14 protein-coding genes are annotated in these 22211 nt (G+C 48.8%); 5 read left to right on the top strand and 9 right to left on the bottom strand.

Annotated elements, in window-relative coordinates; all coding sequences use genetic code 11:
• The first annotated feature begins 17 nt into the window (after positions 1 to 17).
• Complete coding sequence (rpoB, locus tag HPS55_RS09445) at positions 18 to 3830, top strand: DNA-directed RNA polymerase subunit beta (RefSeq protein ID WP_172174184.1); 3813 nt, start codon at positions 18 to 20, stop codon at positions 3828 to 3830.
• Positions 3831 to 3873: 43 nt separating this feature from the next.
• Positions 3874 to 8202, top strand: coding sequence for a DNA-directed RNA polymerase subunit beta' (rpoC, locus tag HPS55_RS09440; protein WP_172174181.1), 4329 nt, complete (start codon positions 3874 to 3876; stop codon positions 8200 to 8202).
• Positions 8203 to 8311: 109 nt separating this feature from the next.
• On the opposite strand, the gene HPS55_RS09435 is transcribed toward rpoC, so the two are convergent.
• Entirely contained in the window at positions 8312 to 9847 is a 1536-nt protein-coding gene (locus tag HPS55_RS09435) for an AAA family ATPase (protein ID WP_172174178.1), read from the bottom strand.
• A 527-nt stretch (positions 9848 to 10374) separates the two neighbouring features.
• On the opposite strand from HPS55_RS09435, the gene HPS55_RS09430 reads away from it, so the two are divergent.
• Positions 10375 to 11136, top strand: coding sequence for a phosphatase (locus tag HPS55_RS09430; RefSeq protein WP_172174175.1), 762 nt, complete (start codon positions 10375 to 10377; stop codon positions 11134 to 11136).
• 102 nt (positions 11137 to 11238) lie between these two features.
• Positions 11239 to 11571 (top strand): DUF3467 domain-containing protein, encoded by a 333-nt coding sequence (locus tag HPS55_RS09425; RefSeq protein ID WP_172174172.1) that lies wholly within the window; start codon positions 11239 to 11241, stop codon positions 11569 to 11571.
• Positions 11572 to 12417: 846 nt separating this feature from the next.
• Here the strand turns inward: HPS55_RS09425 and HPS55_RS09420 are convergent.
• Genes HPS55_RS09420 through HPS55_RS09395 form a run of 6 tightly spaced genes read right to left on the bottom strand, consistent with a single transcriptional unit; the run spans position 12418 to position 18699 of the window.
• Complete coding sequence (locus HPS55_RS09420; protein ID WP_172174169.1) at positions 12418 to 13728, bottom strand: DUF58 domain-containing protein; 1311 nt, start codon at positions 13726 to 13728, stop codon at positions 12418 to 12420.
• Positions 13729 to 13765: 37 nt separating this feature from the next.
• Positions 13766 to 14764: an AAA family ATPase gene (locus HPS55_RS09415; protein WP_410543863.1), complete on the bottom strand. Its 999-nt coding sequence runs from the start codon at positions 14762 to 14764 to the stop codon at positions 13766 to 13768.
• A gap of 41 nt (positions 14765 to 14805) precedes the next feature.
• The gene (locus tag HPS55_RS09410; RefSeq protein WP_172174166.1) at positions 14806 to 16050 is read right to left on the bottom strand and encodes a DUF4350 domain-containing protein; all 1245 of its coding nucleotides are present in this window, start codon (positions 16048 to 16050) and stop codon (positions 14806 to 14808) included.
• A complete protein-coding gene (locus HPS55_RS09405) occupies positions 16047 to 16706 on the bottom strand; it encodes a DUF4129 domain-containing protein (RefSeq protein ID WP_172174163.1) in 660 nt (219 codons plus the stop codon). Before HPS55_RS09405 ends, HPS55_RS09410 begins: the two co-directional genes overlap by 4 nt.
• Positions 16707 to 16724: 18 nt before the next feature.
• Positions 16725 to 17729, bottom strand: coding sequence for a DUF962 domain-containing protein (locus HPS55_RS09400; protein WP_172174160.1), 1005 nt, complete (start codon positions 17727 to 17729; stop codon positions 16725 to 16727).
• Complete coding sequence (locus HPS55_RS09395) at positions 17710 to 18699, bottom strand: stage II sporulation protein M (protein ID WP_172174157.1); 990 nt, start codon at positions 18697 to 18699, stop codon at positions 17710 to 17712. The genes HPS55_RS09400 and HPS55_RS09395 overlap by 20 nt, the downstream gene beginning before the upstream one ends.
• A 59-nt stretch (positions 18700 to 18758) precedes the next feature.
• Here HPS55_RS09395 and HPS55_RS09390 point away from each other — a divergent pair, with 59 nt between their 5' ends.
• The gene (locus tag HPS55_RS09390) at positions 18759 to 19484 is read left to right on the top strand and encodes an RDD family protein (protein WP_172174154.1); all 726 of its coding nucleotides are present in this window, start codon (positions 18759 to 18761) and stop codon (positions 19482 to 19484) included.
• A 677-nt stretch (positions 19485 to 20161) separates the two neighbouring features.
• Here HPS55_RS09390 and HPS55_RS09385 read toward each other — a convergent pair.
• Together HPS55_RS09385 and HPS55_RS14385 are read right to left on the bottom strand one after the other, a co-directional pair.
• Positions 20162 to 21751 carry a hypothetical protein gene (locus tag HPS55_RS09385; protein ID WP_172324927.1) on the bottom strand — a complete coding sequence of 530 codons (1590 nt, stop codon included), beginning with the start codon at positions 21749 to 21751 and terminating at the stop codon, positions 20162 to 20164.
• A gap of 287 nt (positions 21752 to 22038) precedes the next feature.
• On the bottom strand, positions 22039 to 22211 hold a 173-nt coding region (locus HPS55_RS14385; RefSeq protein WP_172324925.1), incomplete at its 5' end, for a sigma factor-like helix-turn-helix DNA-binding protein.

The raw sequence follows: 22211 nt of genomic DNA, 5'->3' as shown, positions 1-22211 counted from the left end.
ATCAAGATTAACATTTTATGGCTTCAAAATTAGTAGATAACAGAGTAAACTTTGGCAGCGTCAAGAATCCGATGCCGTTTCCGGATTTTCTCGATGTGCAATTAAAGTCTTTCAAAGACTTCCTACAGTTGGATACTCCGCCTGAGGAACGCAAGAATGACGGTCTGTATAAGGTGTTCGCAGAGAACTTCCCTATCACCGATACACGTAATAATTTTGTTCTTGAGTTCCTGGATTACTATATCGATCCTCCGCGCTATTCTATTGATGAGTGTCTGGAACGCGGATTGACATATAGTGTACCGTTGAAGGCAAAACTGAAACTGTATTGTACGGATCCGGATCATGAGGATTTCGGTACTGTTATTCAGGATGTATTCCTTGGCCCGATTCCTTATATGACGGCCAACGGAACATTTGTGATTAACGGTGCTGAGCGTGTTGTCGTATCGCAGTTGCACCGTTCACCTGGTGTGTTCTTCGGACAAAGTGTGCATGCCAACGGCTCATTGCTGTATTCTGCCCGTATTATTCCGTTTAAGGGTTCATGGATAGAGTTTGCCACGGACATCAACAATGTGATGTATGCCTATATAGACCGTAAGAAGAAGTTGCCTGTTACTACATTGCTCCGTGCCATCGGTTTTGAGACAGATAAAGATATTCTTCAGATTTTCGATTTGGCAGAGGAGATGAAAGTTAACAAGGCCAACATGAAAAAGGCCTTGGGACGTAAACTGGCGGCACGCGTGTTGAAGAGTTGGAATGAGGATTTCGTGGACGAGGATACCGGTGAGGTTGTTTCTATCGAGCGCAATGAGGTGATAATGGAGCGCGAGACGGAAATTACCGAGGACAATGTCAACGAGATTCTTGAAAGTGGAGCGCATACCATCCTTGTCCACAAGGACGAGACAGTAGCCCAGGATTTCTCAATCATTTTCAACACGTTGCAGAAAGACCCGAGTAACTCAGAGAAGGAAGCCGTGCTTTATATCTATCGCCAGTTGCGTAATGCGGATCCTGCCGATGATGCAAGTGCACGCGAGGTTATACAGAACCTGTTCTTCTCCGACAAGCGTTACGACTTGGGTGACGTGGGCCGTTATCGTATAAACAGGAAGTTGGGTCTGGACACTGAGATGGATGTCCGTGTACTCACTAAAGAAGATATAATCGAAATCATCAAGTACCTTATACAGTTGATTAATTCCAAGGCTACAGTGGATGATATCGACCATCTTTCAAACCGTCGTGTGCGTACCGTTGGCGAGCAGTTGAGCAATCAGTTCTCTATCGGTCTGGCGCGTATGAGCCGTACTATCCGTGAGCGCATGAACGTGCGTGACAACGAGGTATTCACACCGACGGATCTTATCAACGCCAAGACAATATCAAGTGTTATAAACTCGTTCTTCGGTACCAATCCGTTGTCACAGTTTATGGACCAGACCAATCCGCTTGCCGAGGTTACTCACAAGCGTCGTCTGTCAGCCTTAGGTCCTGGCGGTCTGTCACGTGAACGTGCCGGATTTGAGGTGCGTGACGTGCACTATACTCACTATGGACGTCTCTGCCCGATCGAGAGCCCTGAAGGTCCGAACATCGGTTTGATTTCGTCTCTGTGTGTTTATGCAAAAATTAATGAACTCGGATTTATCGAGACTCCTTACCGTAAGGTGGAAGACGGTATTGCCAATCTGAAAAATGAAGATGTGGTATATCTCACTGCCGAGGAGGAGGAAGATCATATCATCGGACAGGGAAATGCCCCGCTGAACGACGATGGAACATTTATACGTGATGTGGTGAAATGCCGTCAGGATGCCGACTTCCCAGTGGTTCCGCCTTCAAATGTTGACCTTATGGACGTGTCGCCGCAGCAGATAGCATCTATTGCCGCTTCGCTCATTCCATTCCTTGAGCACGACGATGCTCACCGTGCGCTGATGGGATCGAACATGATGCGCCAGGCTGTGCCGTTGCTGCATAACGAAGCTCCTATTGTAGGAACGGGTATTGAGAAGCAGGTGTGCGAGAACTCTCGTACGATGGTGACAGCCGAGGGTGACGGTGTGATTGAATATGTCGATGCCACAACGATACGTATCCTTTATGACCGTACGGAGGATGAGGAATTTGTCAGCTTCGAGCCGGCGTTGAAGGAATACCGCATAGCCAAATTCCGCCGTACCAACCAGAATATGACCATCGACCTTCGTCCGATGTGCAGCAAGGGACAGAGGGTGAAGGCCGGCGATATCCTTACCGAGGGATATGCCACCGAGAACGGTGAACTTGCTTTGGGACGCAATCTGCTTGTAGCTTACATGCCGTGGAAGGGTTACAACTATGAGGATGCCATTGTGCTGAATGAGCGTATTGTTCGTGACGATGTATTGACGTCTGTACATGTAGATGAGTATTCCCTTGACGTGCGTGAGACAAAACGCGGTGTGGAAGAATTTACAAGCGATATTCCTAATGTCAGTGAAGAGGCAACCAAAGATCTTGACGACAATGGTATTATCCGTGTCGGTGCTCGTGTTGAGCCGGGTGACATTCTTATAGGTAAGATTTCTCCTAAGGGTGAGAGCGATCCGTCACCGGAAGAGAAGTTGCTCCGTGCCATTTTCGGTGACAAGGCCGGCGATGTGAAGGATTCTTCGCTTAAGGCCAATCCGTCACTTACGGGTGTGGTAATCGACAAAAAATTGTTTGCCCGTGCCATTAAGACCCGTCAGACAAAACAGCAGGATAAGATTGTTCTGGCGAAGATTGACGAGGAATATGAGGCAAAGGTTGATGACTTGAAAGATATTCTCGTGGACAAGCTGCTTACTCTTACTGAAGGCAAGGTGTCGCAGGGAGTCAAGGACTATACCGGTGCAGAGATTATCACAAAGGGCAGTAAGTTCACCATGACCAATCTCAAGAATCTTGAATATGGTGACATACAGATAAGCAACTGGACAAACGACGAGCATGCCAATGACATGATTTCGAAGTTGATAATCAACTTCATGAAGAAGTACAAGTTGCTCGATGCCGAGATGAAGCGTAAGAAGTTTGCCATCACAATCGGTGACGAATTGCCTTCCGGTATCCTTCAGATGGCCAAGGTTTATGTTGCCAAGAAGCGCAAGATTGGTGTGGGTGACAAGCTGGCCGGACGTCACGGCAACAAAGGTATTGTGTCAAAGGTGGTACGCCAGGAGGATATGCCGTTCCTTGAGGATGGGCGTCCTGTAGACTTGGTACTTAATCCGTTGGGTGTACCATCGCGTATGAACCTCGGTCAGATATTCGAGGCTATTCTCGGTGCGGCCGGAAGACGTCTCGGCGTGAAGTTCGCTACCCCTATCTTCGACGGAGCAAAACTGGAAGACCTTGCAGAATGGACCGATAAGGCCGGATTGCCGCATCTCTGCTCCACACATCTTTATGACGGTGAGACAGGAGAGCGTTTTGATCAGCCGGCGACTGTGGGGATCACATACTTCCTCAAACTCGGTCATATGGTTGAGGACAAGATGCATGCCCGTTCCATTGGACCGTACTCGCTCATCACCCAGCAACCTCTTGGAGGTAAGGCTCAGTTCGGTGGACAACGTTTCGGAGAGATGGAGGTTTGGGCACTCGAAGCATTCGGTGCCAGTCATGTACTTCAGGAAATCCTTACTGTCAAGTCTGACGATGTTGTGGGCCGAAGCAAGGCTTATGAGGCAATTGTCAAGGGCGAACCCATGCCGACACCGGGTATACCGGAGTCTCTTAACGTGTTGCTCCATGAGCTAAAGGGACTTGGTCTGAGTGTTACCCTCGATTAATAAAAGTAAACTCTTTACATAACAATATACAATCAAAGTAAATATGGCTTTCAAGAAAGATTCAAAGATAAAGAGTAATTTTACCAAGATCACCATCGGTCTGTCTTCCCCTGAAGAGGTACTTGAGAGTTCTTTTGGTGAGGTTATCAAGCCGGAGACCATCAACTACCGTACCTATAAGCCCGAGCGTGACGGCCTTTTCTGTGAACGCATCTTCGGTCCGACAAAGGACTATGAGTGTGCCTGCGGCAAATACAAGCGTATTCGCTATAAAGGCATCGTCTGTGACCGGTGCGGTGTAGAGGTGACCGAGAAAAAGGTGCGCCGTGAACGTACGGGACATATAGAGCTTGTTGTTCCTGTGGCTCATATATGGTATTTCCGTTCATTGCCCAACAAGATTGGTTATTTGCTCGGTCTGCCTACTAAGAAACTCGATTCTATCATTTATTATGAACGTTACGTAGTTATACAGCCTGGTCTGATGGCCGGACGTAAGGACGCTGAAGGCAACGATGCTTTAGGCTCCAATATGTATGACTTGCTTTCAGAGGACGAATACAACGATATACTTGACAACTATATCTCTCCTGAGAACGACTATCTTGACGACAGTGATCCTAACAAGTTCATTGCCAAAATGGGTGCCGAGGCTATCTATGATTTGCTGACACGTATTGATCTCGACTCATTGTCTTATGAACTGCGTGACCGTGCCAACAGCGACTCGTCAATGCAGCGTAAGAATGAGGCATTAAAGCGTTTGCAGGTGGTGGAGGCGTTCCGTTCGAGCAAGGATGTGAACCGTCCGGAATGGATGATAATGAAGATAATCCCCGTTATCCCCCCCGAACTTCGTCCGCTTGTTCCGCTGGATGGCGGTCGTTTCGCCACAACTGACCTCAATGACCTTTATCGTCGTGTCATCATACGTAACAACCGTTTGAAGCGTCTGCTCGAGATTAAGGCTCCCGAGGTTATCCTCCGCAACGAGAAGCGTATGTTGCAGGAGGCAGTAGACAGCCTTTTCGACAACTCACGAAAGAGCAGTGCAGTGAAGAGCGACAGCAACCGTCCGCTAAAATCACTTTCCGACTCACTGAAGGGAAAGCAGGGTCGTTTCCGTCAGAACCTTCTCGGTAAGCGTGTGGACTATTCAGCACGTTCGGTTATCGTCGTAGGTCCTGAATTGAAGATGGGTGAGTGTGGTCTGCCAAAGTTGATGGCAGCCGAGCTTTATAAGCCGTTCATCATCCGTAAGCTCATCGAACGTGGCATCGTGAAGACGGTTAAGAGTGCCAAGAAGATTGTAGACCGTCGCGAACCGGTAATATGGGACATTCTTGAGAACGTGATGAAGGGTCACCCCGTGCTCCTTAACCGTGCCCCGACACTTCACCGTCTTGGTATTCAGGCTTTTCAGCCTAAACTTATCGAAGGCAAGGCCATTCAGTTGCATCCGTTGGCATGTACGGCTTTCAATGCCGACTTCGACGGTGACCAGATGGCCGTTCACCTCCCGCTCGGCAACGAGGCCGTGCTCGAGGCACAGATTCTGATGCTTCAGAGTCATAACATCCTCAATCCTGCGAATGGCGCTCCTATTACCGTGCCTTCTCAAGATATGGTGCTCGGACTCTACTATATCACCAAGATTCGTCCGGGAGCAAAGGGTGAGGGACTCACGTTCTATGGTCCCGAGGAAGCCATCATTGCCCATAACGAAGGAAAATGTGACCTTCATGCTCAGGTGAAAGTTGTAGTAAAAGACCTTGACGAGAACGGCAATCTTGTAGACCGCATGGTTGAGACGTCTGTGGGTCGTGTGATTGTCAACGGAATAGTTCCTGAGGAAGTAGGATTCGTAAACAAGGTAATCTCAAAGAAAAGTCTGCGTGACATCATTGCCGATGTTATCAAGACGGTTGGTTTTGCCGAAGCATGCGAATTCCTTGACGGAATCAAGAACCTCGGTTATCGCATGGCATACCAGGCCGGACTTTCGTTCAACCTTGATGACATTATCATTCCTGAAGAGAAGGCCGCACTTGTTGAAAAGGGTAATGAGGAAATCCGTCAGATTACGGAAAACTACAATATGGGATTCATCACCGATACCGAGCGTTACAATCAGGTAATCGACACATGGACCCACGTAAACAACGACCTCGGCAATGTGCTGATGAAAGAGATGACCGAGGCCGATCAGGGATTCAACGCCGTATTCATGATGCTCGACTCCGGTGCCCGTGGTTCTAAGGACCAGATTCGTCAGCTTTCGGGTATGCGCGGACTGATGGCCAAACCGCAGAAAGCCGGTGCCGAAGGCGCGCAGATTATCGAGAACCCTATTCTTTCCAACTTCAAGGAAGGTATGTCGGTACTCGAATACTTCATCTCGACCCACGGTGCCCGTAAGGGTCTTGCCGACACAGCCATGAAGACGGCCGATGCCGGATATCTTACACGTCGTCTTGTCGACGTTTCTCATGACGTCATCATCAACGAGGAAGATTGTGGAACGTTGCGCGGACTTGTTTGTACGGCATTGAAGAATGGCGACGAGGTCATATCGACTCTTTCCGAGCGCATTCTTGGTCGTGTGTCTGTACACGATATCGTAGATCCGACAACAGGTGAAATAATACTTCCTGCCGGTGAGGAAATCACGGAACCTATAGCACAGCGTATAGAAAATTCGCCTATCGAGAGTGTCGAGATTCGTTCGGTGCTCACATGCGAGAGCAAACATGGTGTCTGCATGAAGTGTTACGGCCGTAACCTTGCAACACGTCGTATGGTTCAGAAAGGCGAGGCTGTAGGTGTGATTGCTGCTCAGGCCATCGGTGAGCCGGGTACCCAGCTTACCCTACGTACGTTCCACGCCGGTGGTGTGGCTGCCAATGCAGCCGCCAATGCCTCGATTGTGGCAAAGAATGACAGTAAACTTGAGTTTGAGGAGTTGCGTACTGTACCGTTCGACGAGGACGGCCGCAAGTGTGAGATGGTTGTAAGCCGTTTGGGTGAGGTCCGTTTCGTTGACCCCAACACCAATATCGTGCTCTCTACAATGAACGTTCCTTACGGTTCTTCGCTTTATTATAAGACAGGTGATGTTGTAGCCAAGGGTGACAAGATTGCCCAGTGGGACCCGTTCAACGCCGTTATCGTGACTGAGTATGAAGGTCGTCTGAAGTTCAACGACGTGATAGAAGGTGTTACATTCCGTGCCGAGACAGACGAGACCACCGGACTGACAGAGAAGATTATCACCGAGTCGAAAGACAAATCGAAGGTGCCTACATGCGATGTATTCGATGCCTCAGGTGAGAAGATAGGTACATACAACTTCCCTGTGGGAGGTCACGTTGTCGTAGAAGACGGTCAGACTGTCAAGACCGGTGAGACGCTTGTCAAGATTCCTCGTGCCGTGGGTAAGGCCGGTGACATCACCGGAGGTCTTCCACGTGTTACCGAACTCTTCGAGGCTCGCAATCCGTCCAACCCTGCTGTCGTTTCCGAGATTGACGGTGAGGTGACGATGGGTAAGGTAAAGCGTGGTAACCGTGAGATAATCGTTACATCCAAGACCGGCGAGCAGCGCAAGTATCTTGTGTCGTTGTCCAAGCAGATTCTGGTGCAGGAGCACGATGCCGTGCGTGCCGGAACCCCGCTTTCCGACGGTGTAATCACTCCGGCCGATATTTTGGCCATCAAGGGGCCTACTGCCGTACAGGAATATATCGTGAATGAGGTTCAGGATGTGTATCGTTTGCAGGGTGTGAAGATTAACGACAAGCATTTTGAGATTATCGTGCGTCAGATGATGCGCAAGGTTCAGATCAATGATCCGGGTGATACGGCATTCCTCGAGCAGGAAGTTGTGGATAAGCTCGACTTCTCTGCCGAGAACGACCGCATTTGGGGCAAGAAAGTGGTGACCGATGCCGGAGACAGTGAGAATCTGCATCCCGGACAGATAGTCACCGCCCGTAAGTTGCGCGACGAGAACTCGTCGCTCAAGCGCCGTGACCTCCGCATCGTTCAGGTGCGTGATGCTGTGCCGGCTACGTCTACTCAGATTCTGCAGGGTATAACACGTGCTGCTCTACAGACCAAGAGTTTCATGTCGGCAGCATCGTTCCAGGAGACCACCAAAGTGCTCAATGAGGCTGCCATCCGCGGAAAGGTAGACCGTCTTGAGGGTATGAAAGAGAACGTTATTTGCGGTCACCTTATCCCTGCCGGTACCGGTCTGCGTGAATTTGAGAAGATTATTGTCGGCTCCAAAGAAGAGTATGACCGCATTCAGGCCAACCGCAAGAACGTTATCGACTTCGCAGCTGAGGCAGTTGTAGAGAATAAGGACTGAACAATATTACATAAATAATGCGAACTACCACTCAATGACATTGTGTGCGTAGAGAATATAAAAGCAGAGGTGTGGCAGTGCAATGGGCCATGCCTCTGCTTTTTCATATCTATGCTGTGAATCCTATGCGCATGGGGGCCGGAGCCGGCTGTTTCAAGAATGCGCTTGCTGCTTCGGATACGTCGCATGCCTCGATGGTGGCAAACAGATTGCAGTCGTCATCGCGGTGGGGAGCCGACATCACCCGCCGTGCCATGCTCTTTATCACTCCGTGCCGGATGAGGTTGTTCACCCATCGTCCGTTGCTGAAATATTCGTCGCGCTGTGCCTCGGCTCTCTCTATTAGCCGGCACAGTTCGTTGTCGGCCTCGGGCGTCAGGGTGTAGTTGTCGGCCTTGCACAGGTTGCGGGCTATTGTCTTTAGCTCCTCTGCCGTGTAATCCTCGAAGTGGAACACCAGCGGGAAGCGTTCTTTCAGCCCGGGGTTGAAGTTCAGCATTGTCTGCATCTGTTTCTCATATCCAGCCAGGATTATTATCATGTCGGGTTCGGGTTCGGTAAGTACTGTGAGCAGGGCGTTGAGCACCTCCTTGCCGAAGTCGTTGTTTTCTTTTGACACACTGTTCACCAGAGTGTATGCTTCGTCTACAAACAGCACTCCGCCACGTGCCATACGTATGGCTTTGGCGGTGTTTTTCTCGGTCTGGCCGATATATTCGCCCAACAGTTTCGACCGTTCCGTCTCTACGGTGTGCCCTTTCGACAGCAGTCCCATCTTGTGGTACATCCTGCCAACGAGACGTGCCACGGTGGTCTTTCCTGTGCCGGGGTTGCCAAGGAAGAGCATGTGATGACGTCGTTCTTTCGTGGTGTCGAGGTGCAGAGCTCTGCGCCGTTCTTCGAACATGGCCATCAGCCGCGCGTCCCTCAGCTCATTTTTTAGCCGGCCCAGCCCCACCATCTTTTCCAGTTCCTCCTCGGCCGACGGTTGGAGCGCTTCATTCGTATCTTTAGTTTCTTTCGTTTCTTCAGTTTCCTTTACTTCCGGAGATGTGGTGTTATCGGTTTCGTCGTGCTGGTCCAATTCTTTGGCTATAAAGTTTTCGATTGCTGTTTCAAGTGCGTCTTTCTCTTCTTCGCCTTTCGCGTGGATCTCCGTGTCGTCGGTCACGTCGTCTTCCGTTTTGAAGTCTTTTCTGTAGCCGGTGTTTTTGGGGTGGGGGATGGCATAGTCGTCCGTGCGGTCAATGGTGTGTTGCCTTATATCGTCGGTGAGCAGTTCGCTGTTGTCGATTGATGCCAGTTCAACCTTGTACGGCAGATAGTGGAACAGTTTTAGCTCGGCCTTTGCAAACATGCTTGGCTCGTTGTTGATATATACAAAAATGTAGTATACTCCGTTGTCCCACTCGTCTACCGACACCAGGTCCATCCGGCTGCGGCTGATGTATTTGTCGGGGGTGAACAGTTTTTTCACCCGTCCCATGTAGTGATAATCATCGGTGAAGGCACGCAGCTCTATGCTCTTTATTCCTTTTGTTTCTTGGCCGAAGCATATCTCTGTTGTCAGTCCGTGGTTGGAGTATTCGGATACGGTGTAGTTGCACTCGTCTGTGAGCCAGAAGCGCAAAATGGGATTCTTCATAATAACAAATGATTTTTAAAAGTTTGAAAAATGGAAATACCTGTTCTTGGTTTTCAATTTCCTGATATCGGAAATCTTGAGTTGGTGGATTTTTCCGTCAACGGATATTTCCGGTTGATGGAAAGAATCTTGGTTTGATTGTTCTTTGCCTTCCCATGTCGTTGGCAAAGACGGTATGCAAAAAATGTCAAAGAGCCAATAAACCATACTGCCGGCACACGCAGACATCATATATCCAATGCCCTTTGCGCCGTCATCACAGTCAAGTCAAATTATCCGTAAAGGCTTTACGTCAGGAAGCCGCGCGGCGTGTTGACTTGTTGGTTTTTGATTCTTTGATTGTCATTTGTTATTATGTTCAATGTTGTGTGCCACATCCCCTTGTCGGGAATAGACGCTGCAAATATATGATTTTTTCCGTTATCTGCAAAATAATCTTTAATAAAATGCTGTATGCGGTATCCCTTTTTCCACATTTGTATTATTTTTGTTATCTTTACAGCAGGAAATATACAGTCATTACATATATGGAGCATTCAGCAAATCATGTCGCTGTCAGAAGACCACTGCTCGACGTGCATACACATACGGTGGTCTCAGGACACGCCTATAGCAGTCTGCAGGAGATGGCGCGTGCCGCGGCCGATAAGGGAATCGAGGTACTGGGAATCACCGAACACGGCCCGAGCATACCAGGCACATGCCCCTTGCTTTACTTTCGCAACATGCACGTGGTGCCGCGCAGCATGTATGGAGTGCGTCTGTTGATGGGTTGCGAGATTAATATCCTTGACACTCGGGGTACGCTCGACCTCGACGATTCATATCTTGACATGCTCGATCTGCGCATAGCCGGTATACACAGCAACTGCTGGAGTGGAGGAACAGCCGATGACAACACCGCAGGTATGATTGCGGCGATACGTCATCCCAAGATTCACATTATAAGCCATCCGGCTGACGGCACAGCCCCGCTTCATTTCGAACCGCTTGTGCATGCGGCTGCCGAGTCACATACGTTGCTCGAAATCAACAATCATTCGCTTGCTCCCGTGCGTGGAAAACTCATGGCCCGCGACAATAATCTCAAGATATTGCGTCTGTGCAAGCAGCATCATGTTCCCGTCATCATGGGTAGCGATGCCCATATCTCTTTTCAGATAGCCGACTATGACCGGTTGCTGCCTCTTGTGGCTGAGACGGATTTTCCCGATGAGTTGATTATGAACTATTGGCCTGACAGATTTTTTGAGTATCTTGGCATTCCTGCGTCCCCTGCCAGTGTTTAACATACGTTAAATGGACAGGTTTATTCCAGCTACAGTTTGTCGTTTACGATAAAAGTATTACCTTTGTGAGAGCGACAATCCTAATTTAAAACAATTATAATTATGAACGAAAACGAAAACAAGCAACAGGGACAGTTCCAGATAGAACTTCCGCAGGAAACTGCACAGGGAGAATATGCAAACTTCGCGATAATAACTCATTCAAGCAGCGACTTCGTGCTGGACTTCGCCCGAGTGCTGCCAGGAGTGCCAAAGGCACAGGTACGCAGCCGTGTCATTCTGGCACCCGAACATGCCAAACGCCTGCTTATGGCGCTTCAGGAGAACATTGTGCGTTATGAGAAGGAGTTCGGACAGATAAAGATTCAGAACCAGGGCCAGCAAGGTCCGCGCACAATAGCTCCTTTCAATGTAGGCAATAAAGGAGAAGCCTGAGACTTGGAAATCAAGAGGTTTGATGGAGTTCAAAGGATATAAACATCCTTTAACTTGGATAATCCATACGCATACAATTTTGAATAGAATAGCCAAGAGCTTTACATTTGAAATGATTCACTTATATTGACATTGAATTTGTGTGTCATGGATTTGTATACCATGAATTTGTGTGCAATGAATGTTTATGTCATGGATTTGTATACCATGAATTTGTGTGCAATGAATGTTTATGTCATGGATTTGTATACCATGAATTTGTGTGCAATGAATGTTTATGTCATGAATTTGTATACAATGAATATGTGTGCTTTGGATGTTTGCGCCCTGCAAGGGCAATGAGCACATAGCCCGGGGCAGAGCGAAGCGGCACCCCGGGAAATTTCAATTGAATCCATTCGCCCTGAAAGGGCAAAAGCGTTAATTATCAGATATTTACATTTTTTTTGTATTGTATATATATTATGCTTTTGCCCTTTCAGGGCGCAGTGGAATGGAATGTATAAATCCCGGGGTGCCGCTTCGCTCTGCCCCGGGCTATGTGCTTGTAGCCCTTTCAGGGCGTCCCTGTTATCGTTCAAGGTTCCCTGTTATCGTTCAAGGTTCCCCGTTATCGTTCAAGGTTCCCCGTTATCGTTCAAGGTTCCCCGTTATCGTTCAAGGTTCCCCGTTATCATTCAAGGTTTCCCGTTATCGTTAAATGTTCCCGTTATCATTCATGGCGTCCCCGTTGTTCATGCCCGGACTTCAGTTGTTCTATTCAATAATGCATGCCCATGAATTATTCAGGTTGCCCTTACCCCCCCAAAAAAAAAAAGAAACCTCTTGATTTCTGAATAAAAACTCCTAAAGAATCCCTCTTGCTTTCACTTCAAGATACTTGTTTATTACATCCACAGACAGGTTTTCCGGAGTGGTGAGCACACTCATTATACCGTTGCGTTTCAGTGCGGAGACAATAGTACGCTGTTCATTGGCAAATTTCTCCGCTATCACGTGGCGGTAATATTCTTCGGTTGTGTCGGGCCGGCTGGAGATATAGTCTTTCAGTTCGCGGTCTTCGAAGAACACCACGAGCAGTCGGTGACGGTTGTTAAGCAGATGGAGATATGGCAGTTGGCGTTTCATTGATGTCATGCCGCTGAAGTTGGTGTATAGAATGAGCAGCGAGCGTTTGTTCACATTGGTGTTGATACCGCTGACCAAAGCAGAGAAGTCGCTTTCGCCGAACGATGTCTCCTGGGCATACAGGCTTTCGAGCAGCCGTTGCATCTGCCCTGTGCGACGTGATGCGGGTATGTAAGAGTCAAACCGTTCGCAGAAAGTGACAATTCCGGCTTTGTCCTCCTTGATTGTAGCTACGTACGACATCACGAGCGATGCATTGATGGCGTAGTCGAGCAGTGTCATGCCCATGAAAGCCTGTTGCATCACCCTGCCCTTGTCTATCACCGAGAAGACCTGTTGCGAACGTTCATCCTGATAAACGTTTACCATCAGTTCATGCCGTCGTGCCGTCGCTTTCCAGTTGATGCCGCGTGAGTCGTCGCCCCTTACGTAGTCTCTTATCTGTTCGAATTCAGTGTTGTTTCCCGCACGTCTTATCTTTTTCAGGCCGAGGTCGGTCAGACGGTTACTGATGGCAAGCATTTCGTAGCGGTGAAGCATGAGATACGACGGATATACCTTGATGTCCTCGTTATGTCCGCATGTGAATCGTCGTTGTACCAGTCCTATGGCAGTAGTGGCAAACACACGTATCATTCCGAATCCGTATACGCCACGTTTCGTCGGTCGCAGACTGTATGTTATGGCTTTTTCACCGCGTGGCGGCAATGTCAGCCGGAAGTCGATGTCCCGTCGCTGGAATATCACCGGTATTTCGTCCGTCACGTTCAGTCTCACGCCAAACGGGTATCGGCTTTCCACGCGCAGTATCACCTCGTTGTCGTCACCGTTCGAAAACCGTTCGGCGCACCGTCTCCGTGCGTCCATCCCCTTGCGGCTCCACAGCATCACGCTTTCTGCGACGACACCGCAGACCAGTGCCGCCAGCATCGTCAATCCCAATGTGTAGAGCGGCATAGCCAGATAGCCGGCAGCGATAACCACTGTCACCACCGTGGCAGCTATGTAAAATCTTTGCGTGAGAAACATAACCTATTCTTCTTTTTGTTGCCGGCGGCCGCCGTTTTTACTTTGGCACCTCCACCTTGTCTATCAGTTTCTGTGCCACTTTCAGTGCTGAGTAGCCTTCCATTTCGGCTTCGGCCGTGAGTATCAGCCGGTGTTGCAATATTGGTGGTGTCACGGTTTTGATGTCGTCGGGAGTCACGAAGTCACGTCCCTGCAGCAGTGCATATGCCTTTGATGCCTGCAACATGGCCACAGCGGCGCGTGGTGACGCTCCGAGAAATACGGCGCGCGATGTACGTGTCTGTTTTACTATACCCGCTATGTATTGCAGCAGCGAGCGGTCCACTACCACTGCATCCATCATCGAGCGCAGCTGCAACAGCTCGCCGAGCGTTATTACGGGCGAGACGTCGTCAAGTCGTACGAAAGCGGCGTTGCTGCTGTGGCGTTCGAGTATTTCCACTTCCTGCTCTTCTGTGGGGTAGTCCATCGTCACCTTCATCATGAAACGGTCGAGCTGCGCCTCGGGCAGCTTGTAAGTGCCTTCCTGTTCCACGGGGTTCTGTGTGGCCAGAATGGTATATACATCGCCCATGCGTCGGGTTGTGCCGTCCACCGTCACCTGTCTTTCTTCCATCACCTCGAACAGCGCGGCTTGCGTCTTGGCCGGAGCACGGTTTATCTCGTCCACGAGCACGATGTCGGCAAATACCGGGCCCTCGTGAAAATCAAATTCCGATGTCTTCATGTTGAGTACGGTGGTGCCCAGCACGTCGCTCGGCATCAGGTCGGGTGTGAACTGAACACGTGAGAAACGGGCATCTGTCAGTCGTGCCATCAACCGTGCCATGAGCGTTTTCGCCACTCCCGGCACACCCTCTATCAGCACGTGCCCGTCGGCGAGGATGCACGTCAGCACGAGTTCCACCGCCTTGTCCTGTCCCACAATCACACGTGCTATGCAGTCGCGCAGCTGCTGTATTTTGCTGCTGAATACTGTCATGTCTGTTCTCTGTTCCATATTATATAATGTGTCTTTTTGATATGTATCGTACATCTCCATTCCTGAAGGCATATGTCTTTAACTCCTCTATCCCCCTAACTTATCTTTTCTATTATCATGTTCATGTTGTCGATGTACAGTCTCACGCCATATTCAGTGGCTTCCATCTCTCCGTCGGCCACACGGCGTATGTCGGTGACGATGTCCGCCACTTCGTGGCGTGACATGCCCGTACGTTGTGCTATGATGTCGAAAGTATGGTTGTCGGCTGTTTTGTCCGTAACGTCGACGAGGAGCAGGCGGCGCAGTTCGTCGGCGAAGAATCCGAACTTCTTCCGTACGATGTCCGAGTGGTCTTTTTTCTGGTGGTATAGTGTACCGATGAGTTGTACAAACTCGAGTGAGCGGTTTTGCGGAGGTTCCACCACCGGTATTATACGCTGCCTGCGCCGTGCACCGAATATTATCATCAGGGCTATGACGGCCAGCGCCAGATACAGGGCCGTGCGCAGCGGCGGCTTTTTCAGGAATACCCTTAGCGGCGACTGCTCGGCTTCCAGCTCCTCGGCTGTTTTCATATATGCCGTGGTACGTATCACACGGCGGTCGGCTATCTGCGACATCAGCCGGAATACATATCCGGTGGTGTTGTCGTCAAGCACGCCGTAGTTGGTGAAGAGCAGCGGTGTGGCCACCAGTATGACCTCACCTTTGCCCAAGCTCCGTCTTATGGCCAACGGATTCAGATGTGTGCGGCTCGTGGCAAGCGTGTCAAAACTCAATGCGGTGAGATTGCCTACATGGCTCTCTGTCATCATCGAGTATGTCGTGTATGCGCCCTTGCCGTATACCCTGTCGTTCTGCTGCCAGTATATGGTGTCGAGAGCGTGTTCCATGTCGCTTTTTATTTTCTGCTTCAGACCGTTGATGCTGAAGTACGGGAACCCTTTGAACACAGCCCCTATGCTGTCACGCATCAGGCTGTCTGCGGTATACGTGCTGTTGCCTCCGGCCACGATCATCACTTTTGCGCCCCTTGCGGCCATGCGCCTTATGGCTTTCAGGTCGTTTGCGTCGGGTTGGAATTTGTCGGTCACTATGAGCACGTTACGTTTTTCCCGCCCGGTGGATATCTGATACAATGTCTTTTTTGTCACACAGTATCCCTGTGGCAACGATTGTGCCATGATACTGTCGAAGACATAACATCCGAAAGGATTTCTGTCCTTGTTGGCGAACGTCGGTTCCCAGCTGAATCTTCCCGGCATGTTCAGCTGCACGGCAAATAGCAGCAGGATGAATATCGTAAAGCCTATTGCGAAGCCTTTGCTGCCTTTCATCGCGTTCCTCCTTTCTCCGTGCCGTTGTCACAGCTTTGCACATGGTTGCGGCTTGCGTTTACGATACGGTCTTTCATGCGCTGCATTTCCAGGGCGAGCGCTTCCGTGGCGGCGAAGTTGCCGTAGCGCACGCGCAGAAAGTGATTGGAGAACACCCGGAAATCATGCGTCCCCACTTCTGCGGCATATTCCGTCGGGGTTTTCCACGGCTGCCAGTCCGTAAGCCCCCTGTCGGTCAGTTGCTTCAGACAGTGCAGGTAGGTCAGCCTTACAGCCTCGCGATAGTCCTTTCGTTGCATGGCTTCCTCGGTCTCTGCGGCGAAGTCTATGCCGTATATAGTGTCTTCGCCCACCTTATATTCCGTAGCAACCCGCCCGGAGCTTCCGAACAGCCCGGGCCGTTTGCGGTAGATGAACACGCATATGGCCGCGAGTATCACCACGCCTATCGATATCCATATCAGCGTGCGGTTGTCGTAGTATAGCCGGCTGCCGAATATGTCTGACAACAGCCGGTCGATGTGTCTCAGTATCCACTCGCTCAGGCTGAAGTCCGACTGCATCATCTCGCGTGCGTAGTCGTAGTCGCCGTCCTCACGCCATGTCTTCAGCAGTGTCGTGTCGGGGCGCAGTGTGTCGGCAGCGTTGTCAATCATATTCGGATAAGTGTGTTTTTAAGGTTTGGGAGAGTCAAACAGGGCCATGTCGTCGTCATTGTCGTCACCCATCTGCTCGAAGTTGTCCACGTCTCTCTCCACCGACACGCCGTCTGTCTTCTCTGCCGCATGGCCGTAGAGTATGGCGGTGGCGACGTATATTATGGTATATCCCACATACATGCCGAACGCCTGTACCACACCGAACAGATACATGCCGAATGTATATGCCGGCGAAGTTACCATCGTCGCAGCCCCGTCGCTGCTTAGCAACACACCTTTGAATATTAACATGATATACCATGGCATGGTCGACACGCCCTGGATGAATTGGACTATAAATCCGATGACGAACAGCACACCGAATATTCCGCCCCATGTCTTGAATCCCAGCCTGAAGGCTTTCGTCAGCGATTCCCAAAGGGTGGAATCGTCTTCTATGAGGTAGATAGGAAGTGTGAGCGCGAGCGGTATACCGCATGCAAAAACAGCGATTATTCCGATGAATACCGTTAGTACGGCAGCTCCATTGCCAAGACCGGCTACTTCACCAAGGCCGACAGCAGCAACCGCTAACAACGTAATGACCATAGTCATGATTATTGCTATTACTATACCCATTTTGACCGTCCGCCATATGTTGGTCAGCAGAACTGGGCGCATTTCGCTCATGGTGATGCCTTGCAGCCGCTCCTGCCGTTTGCCGTAGAGGCGTACGAGTCCGTATACCAATGATGAAGAGAGAACCGCTCCCGTCATTATAGACAGCATTAATATGGCATACCCGATGATGGCATGCATGATGAAGTCTGCATGGTCTGTGGCATTTATATTGTCAATTATGGATATTACGTCTCCTGCATAAAAGTTCATTCCTAATGCCTGTACGGCGCTGACCGGCAGAAGCAGGTATGCCAGAAACTTGAACAGCACCTTGCCGTTCTCCGACAGGAAATCAAATGTGTCGCTCAGCTTGCGGCTGAACGTCCGTTCTGCGTAGAGTTCAATCTTTTGTCTTTGCATATTGTTGGTATTTAGTCTTTCTGAAGCGAATGGTTTTATGTGGCAGCACCACGAAGTAGTATATCACGAAAGCCGCCGACAGCGCTATCACTCCCGCCCGCAGCATATCGGGCAGTTCTGTGTGGCGGGTGATGAATCCTTCGATGAATCCCGCCACGACAAACAGCGGCACCGTGCCCACGACAATCTTCATGCCGCGCCGCGCACCGCGCCGGAAAGCCACGCCCCTCGGGTAAGTGCCGGGAAAGAGCCATCCGTTGCCCATGGCCAGACCGGCGGCACCGGCCACGACGATGGCCGAAATCTCAAGTGTGCCGTGCAGGAACACCGACAGCACCGACTCGCCAAGAAGGCCGTGCTGCCAGAAGAGCGTCTCGAAACACCCCAGCATGATGCCGTTGTACAGCAGCATCCATCCGGTGCCGATACTGGTAAAGATGCCCATGACATATGTGCGCAGGGCTACTCCGATGTTGTTGAAGGTGATGCCGAGAAACATTTCTGTCTCGTTGCCTCCGGAGTATACGTCCATCGGTTTGCCGCGGGAGATGTTGTCGAGTGTCATGTCCACATATCTGTCGCCGAGGATTACACGGGCAAACTCCGGGTCGGCGGCCTGCGACACTGCGCCTATCACCATGCTGACGAGCATTATCAGCAGCGAGACGGCCAGCAGACGGCGCTCGCTGTACATCACTACGGGCACTTCGCGGGTCCAGAATGTTATCAGTCTCGACCACTTCTCTTTCTTGTTGCTGTATATCTCGTTGTGGATGGCCGATGCCAGATTGTTCAGATATTCCGTCACCCGCGACTGCGGATAGTGCGTCCGGGCAAAGGCCAGATCGGCCGTTACCCGTATGTATGTGTCGGCCAGCTCGTCGGGCGAGTGCATCGAGGTGTCGTCCATGATAAGTTCGGCCTGCTGCCACTTATCTATATTATTGCGTATAAAGATAATTTCTTTCATATATTCGATGGCAAATATAAGGAAAATTTCTTATTTTTGCAAAATAAACCAATAAAATTATGGCAGTATCCGACATTATTACCGGACAGTTCGTCCGCATTTCACAGACTTCTGCCGGTGTAGGCGACCGCATTGCGGAGCGTGTCATCGACATGATAGTCATTGTGGTATATCTGGTATCGGTGTCGTTCATCTTCGGAAGGTGGATTTCCGGCCTCGGAGACACGTTCACGGTTGTAGCCTGGTTGATTGTGGTTTTGCCGGCCGTGTTCTATTCTTTCCTGCTTGAGACGTTCAACCACGGCCAGACTTTGGGAAAGATGGCCATGAAGACGCGGGTGGTCAAGGCCGACGGCTCCACGCCTGGTGTGGGCGACTATCTGCTGCGGTGGCTGCTGTTGCTTGTCGACCTGCACTTCAGCTGCATCGGACTGCTGTTTATCATCTGCACGCGCAACAACCGCCGGCTCGGCGACATGGCTGCCGGCACGCTCGTCATCAAACTTTCGGGCTATAAGCGGCTGCACATCTCGCTCGACGAGTTTGACTATGCCCGCCGCAACTATCGGCCGGTATATCCTGAGGCGGCCCGTCTGTCGCTGCGTCAGGCCGATGTAATCAGCAAGACGCTCTACGGCTCAGAGCGATACAATGCCGATCAGGCGGCCCGCCTGTCGGCCAAGATCCAAGGCTATCTTTCCATTACCCGGCGCGAGCGGGATGATGCGGCGTTTCTCACAACATTGCTTCACGACTACCAGTATTACGCTTTGGAATTGGTGTGAATATAGCTTTCCATTTTCAATAGCCGTTACTCCTGCCGGTACAGCGCCCTCGTACTGTTGGTACAGCGCCCTCGTACTGTTGGTACAGCGCCCTCGTACTGTTGGTACAGCGCCCTTGTACTGTTGGTACAATGCCCTTGTACTGTTGGTACAGCGCCCTTGTACTGTTGGTACAGCGCCCTTGTACTTGTTGGTACAATGCCCTTGTACTGTTGGTACAATGCCTTTAAACTACATAATCACTCGGATATAGGATGGATGTGCCTTGGATGGATGCGCCTTGAAAAGGCAGCGAGCACATAGCCCGGGGCAGAGCGAAGCGGCACCCCGGGAATCATACATCGACAATCCCCGCGCCCTGCAAGGGCAAAAGCATAAAAACATACAATATATAAACTGTAAATACCTGATAATTAATGCTTTTGCCCTTTCAGGGCGAGTGTGTACAATCGTGTTGTTCCCGGGGTGCCGCTACGCTCTGCCCCGGGCTATGTGCTCGTTGCCCCGTTGGGGCGCATCCATCCAGAGCGTGTTTATCCTATATCCGGACGATAATGTAGTTTAATTTTGTTGACTAACTTAGTTCTTGCGGTCATAAAAGAATTATATAATGCGATTGTGTAAATAGAATAGGTAAAATATGATATTGACAAAACTATGATTTGAGAGATTGACGTTTATTCTTTATTTTGTTGCGACTGTTCTTTTGGTCTCTTCTTTATCCTTGATATCATTGTGCGTATGGCATTGTCGTTCGTACCGAGCGCATCTGCAATCTGTTTGTTGTTAAGTCCCATGTCTTTCATGATGAGTATGGTGTATTGGTATTCTGTAAGCCCGGTGTATGCTTGTTCTGTTTGTTTCTTGAAGTCTGTATTGATGGTGGTGTAGAATGTGACAATACTCTTCATCTTTTCATTGTCCCATCCTTGCATTTTTGTTCCGTTTTTCACCTTATTATATATGTCGAATCCTTTTTGGTATAGCTCCGTCTCTTTCTGTTTTGCCTTTTCCGTTTCTTTCTTCAGTTTTGCCAGTTGTTTCCTTGTCTCTTTTCCGGCTGCATTTATTTCCTTTTCCTTTTCTTTGTTTTTTTCTTCGAGTTTCTTTATGTTGTGCCTGTACTTGTCCATCTGCTTTTCTGCATTGTCCACGTGTTTTTCCATTGTCTTGATGTCTTTCTCCATGTTCTCCATGTTCTTTTCCATGTTTTCAATGACGTCCATTGACTTTTTGTGTTTGCGTCTTTTTATGGCGTATGCTGCAATAGTGATGGCAATGATGGTTGTCAGTACAACCACAATTATAGCTGTGTAGTCGTCTTTGGCTTTCATTTCACTTTGCTTCTTGTTGTCGAGCTCTGCGGCCAATTGTATTTCCTTTATGCTGTCTCGGGCATGTATATGTTCTACGCTGTCTCGGAGTTCTATTACTTTCTTTGATATTATGTTTGCTTCCTTGTATTTGCCCATGTGTTCCTTGGTCTGTGCCAGTTCATATAGTATGAATGCTTCCCAGTCGACGCTCGGGCTGTATTTCAGAGCTTCTTCCAGATATGTTTCTGATTGGGCGTAGTCTTTTCTGTCTCTTGCTAATTTTGCCAATATCTGATAGGCGTTGTTAGATTTTCTTATTTCCAATGACTTTAGAGCATATTCTTTAGCCTTAATAGTATCAGATCTTATTATGGCAGCGGCAACATTTATATATATGGATGCTTTTTGTGTAGGTGGAACTTTGTCTAAATAATCAATGCATTTGTTTGCAAAAAAAACAGCGCTGTCATATTTTCCAACATTATTATATATAGACGATAAATTTAGCATAAATTGTATTAATGTTTCATTATCATTTACTTTTTTACCATATTCTATGGATTTCAATCCATAAGTAAGAGCTGTTTTATAGTCTTCATTATCAACATTTATTGTTGATATAGCGCCACAGATTCTCATCTTTAGAGAATTATTGTTTGTTTTATTAGCAATAAATTCAGATTTTTTTAGATATCGTATGGCTTCTTTATTTTTACTCGTCCTTCCTTTAAGATAATAACTGAGAGCTAAATTTCGTGTATCTTCATTATTCGAATAGTATAAGATGCTGTAATTTATAAGACTGTCCTCAACATGAATGTTTTTATTTATGTAGTTTTGTCTGAATTGTAGTTGGTATTTCAGCAGACTATAATATGCTCTTTCTTTCCCGTCTTTTATGTTGTATGTGTTTTCTATAGTCTTTATTACTTTGCTTGCTGAATCGGTCATGTCATTTTCAGTCAGTGAATCAACCTCTATCAGTTTCTTGTAACATGCGCTGTCGCCACATCCGTAGGTGATAAATGTGAGTACAGATATGAGTAAAAATAGTATTCTGTTCATAATGATTATCATTTGTTTCTGATGTGCAAATATATGAAAATTTCTTGATGTGTAAAAATGTAGTAAAATATAAACGTTACAATTTTAGGGGGCGTTTTAACATCTGAATTGTATTATACAGCTGATAGATTGTTGTTTTAAATATAGAGAGTATAAAACTCTGTTTCATATTCTCATGCGTTTTTGTCACTTGCCGGTCTCTTCTTTATCCTTGATATCATTGTGCGTATGGCATTGTCGTTCGTACCGAGTGCATCTGCAATCTGTTTGTTGTTAAGTCCCATGTCTTTCATGATGAGTATGGTGTATTGGTATTCTGTAAGCCCGGTGTATGCTTGTTCTGTTT

Origin of the sequence: Xylanibacter rodentium (genome assembly GCF_013166575.1) — a bacterium.
Classification (GTDB): domain Bacteria; phylum Bacteroidota; class Bacteroidia; order Bacteroidales; family Bacteroidaceae; genus Prevotella; species Prevotella rodentium.
The sequence above is the reverse complement of the archived record's forward strand: the minus strand, read 5'-3'. Positions and strand labels throughout refer to the sequence as shown.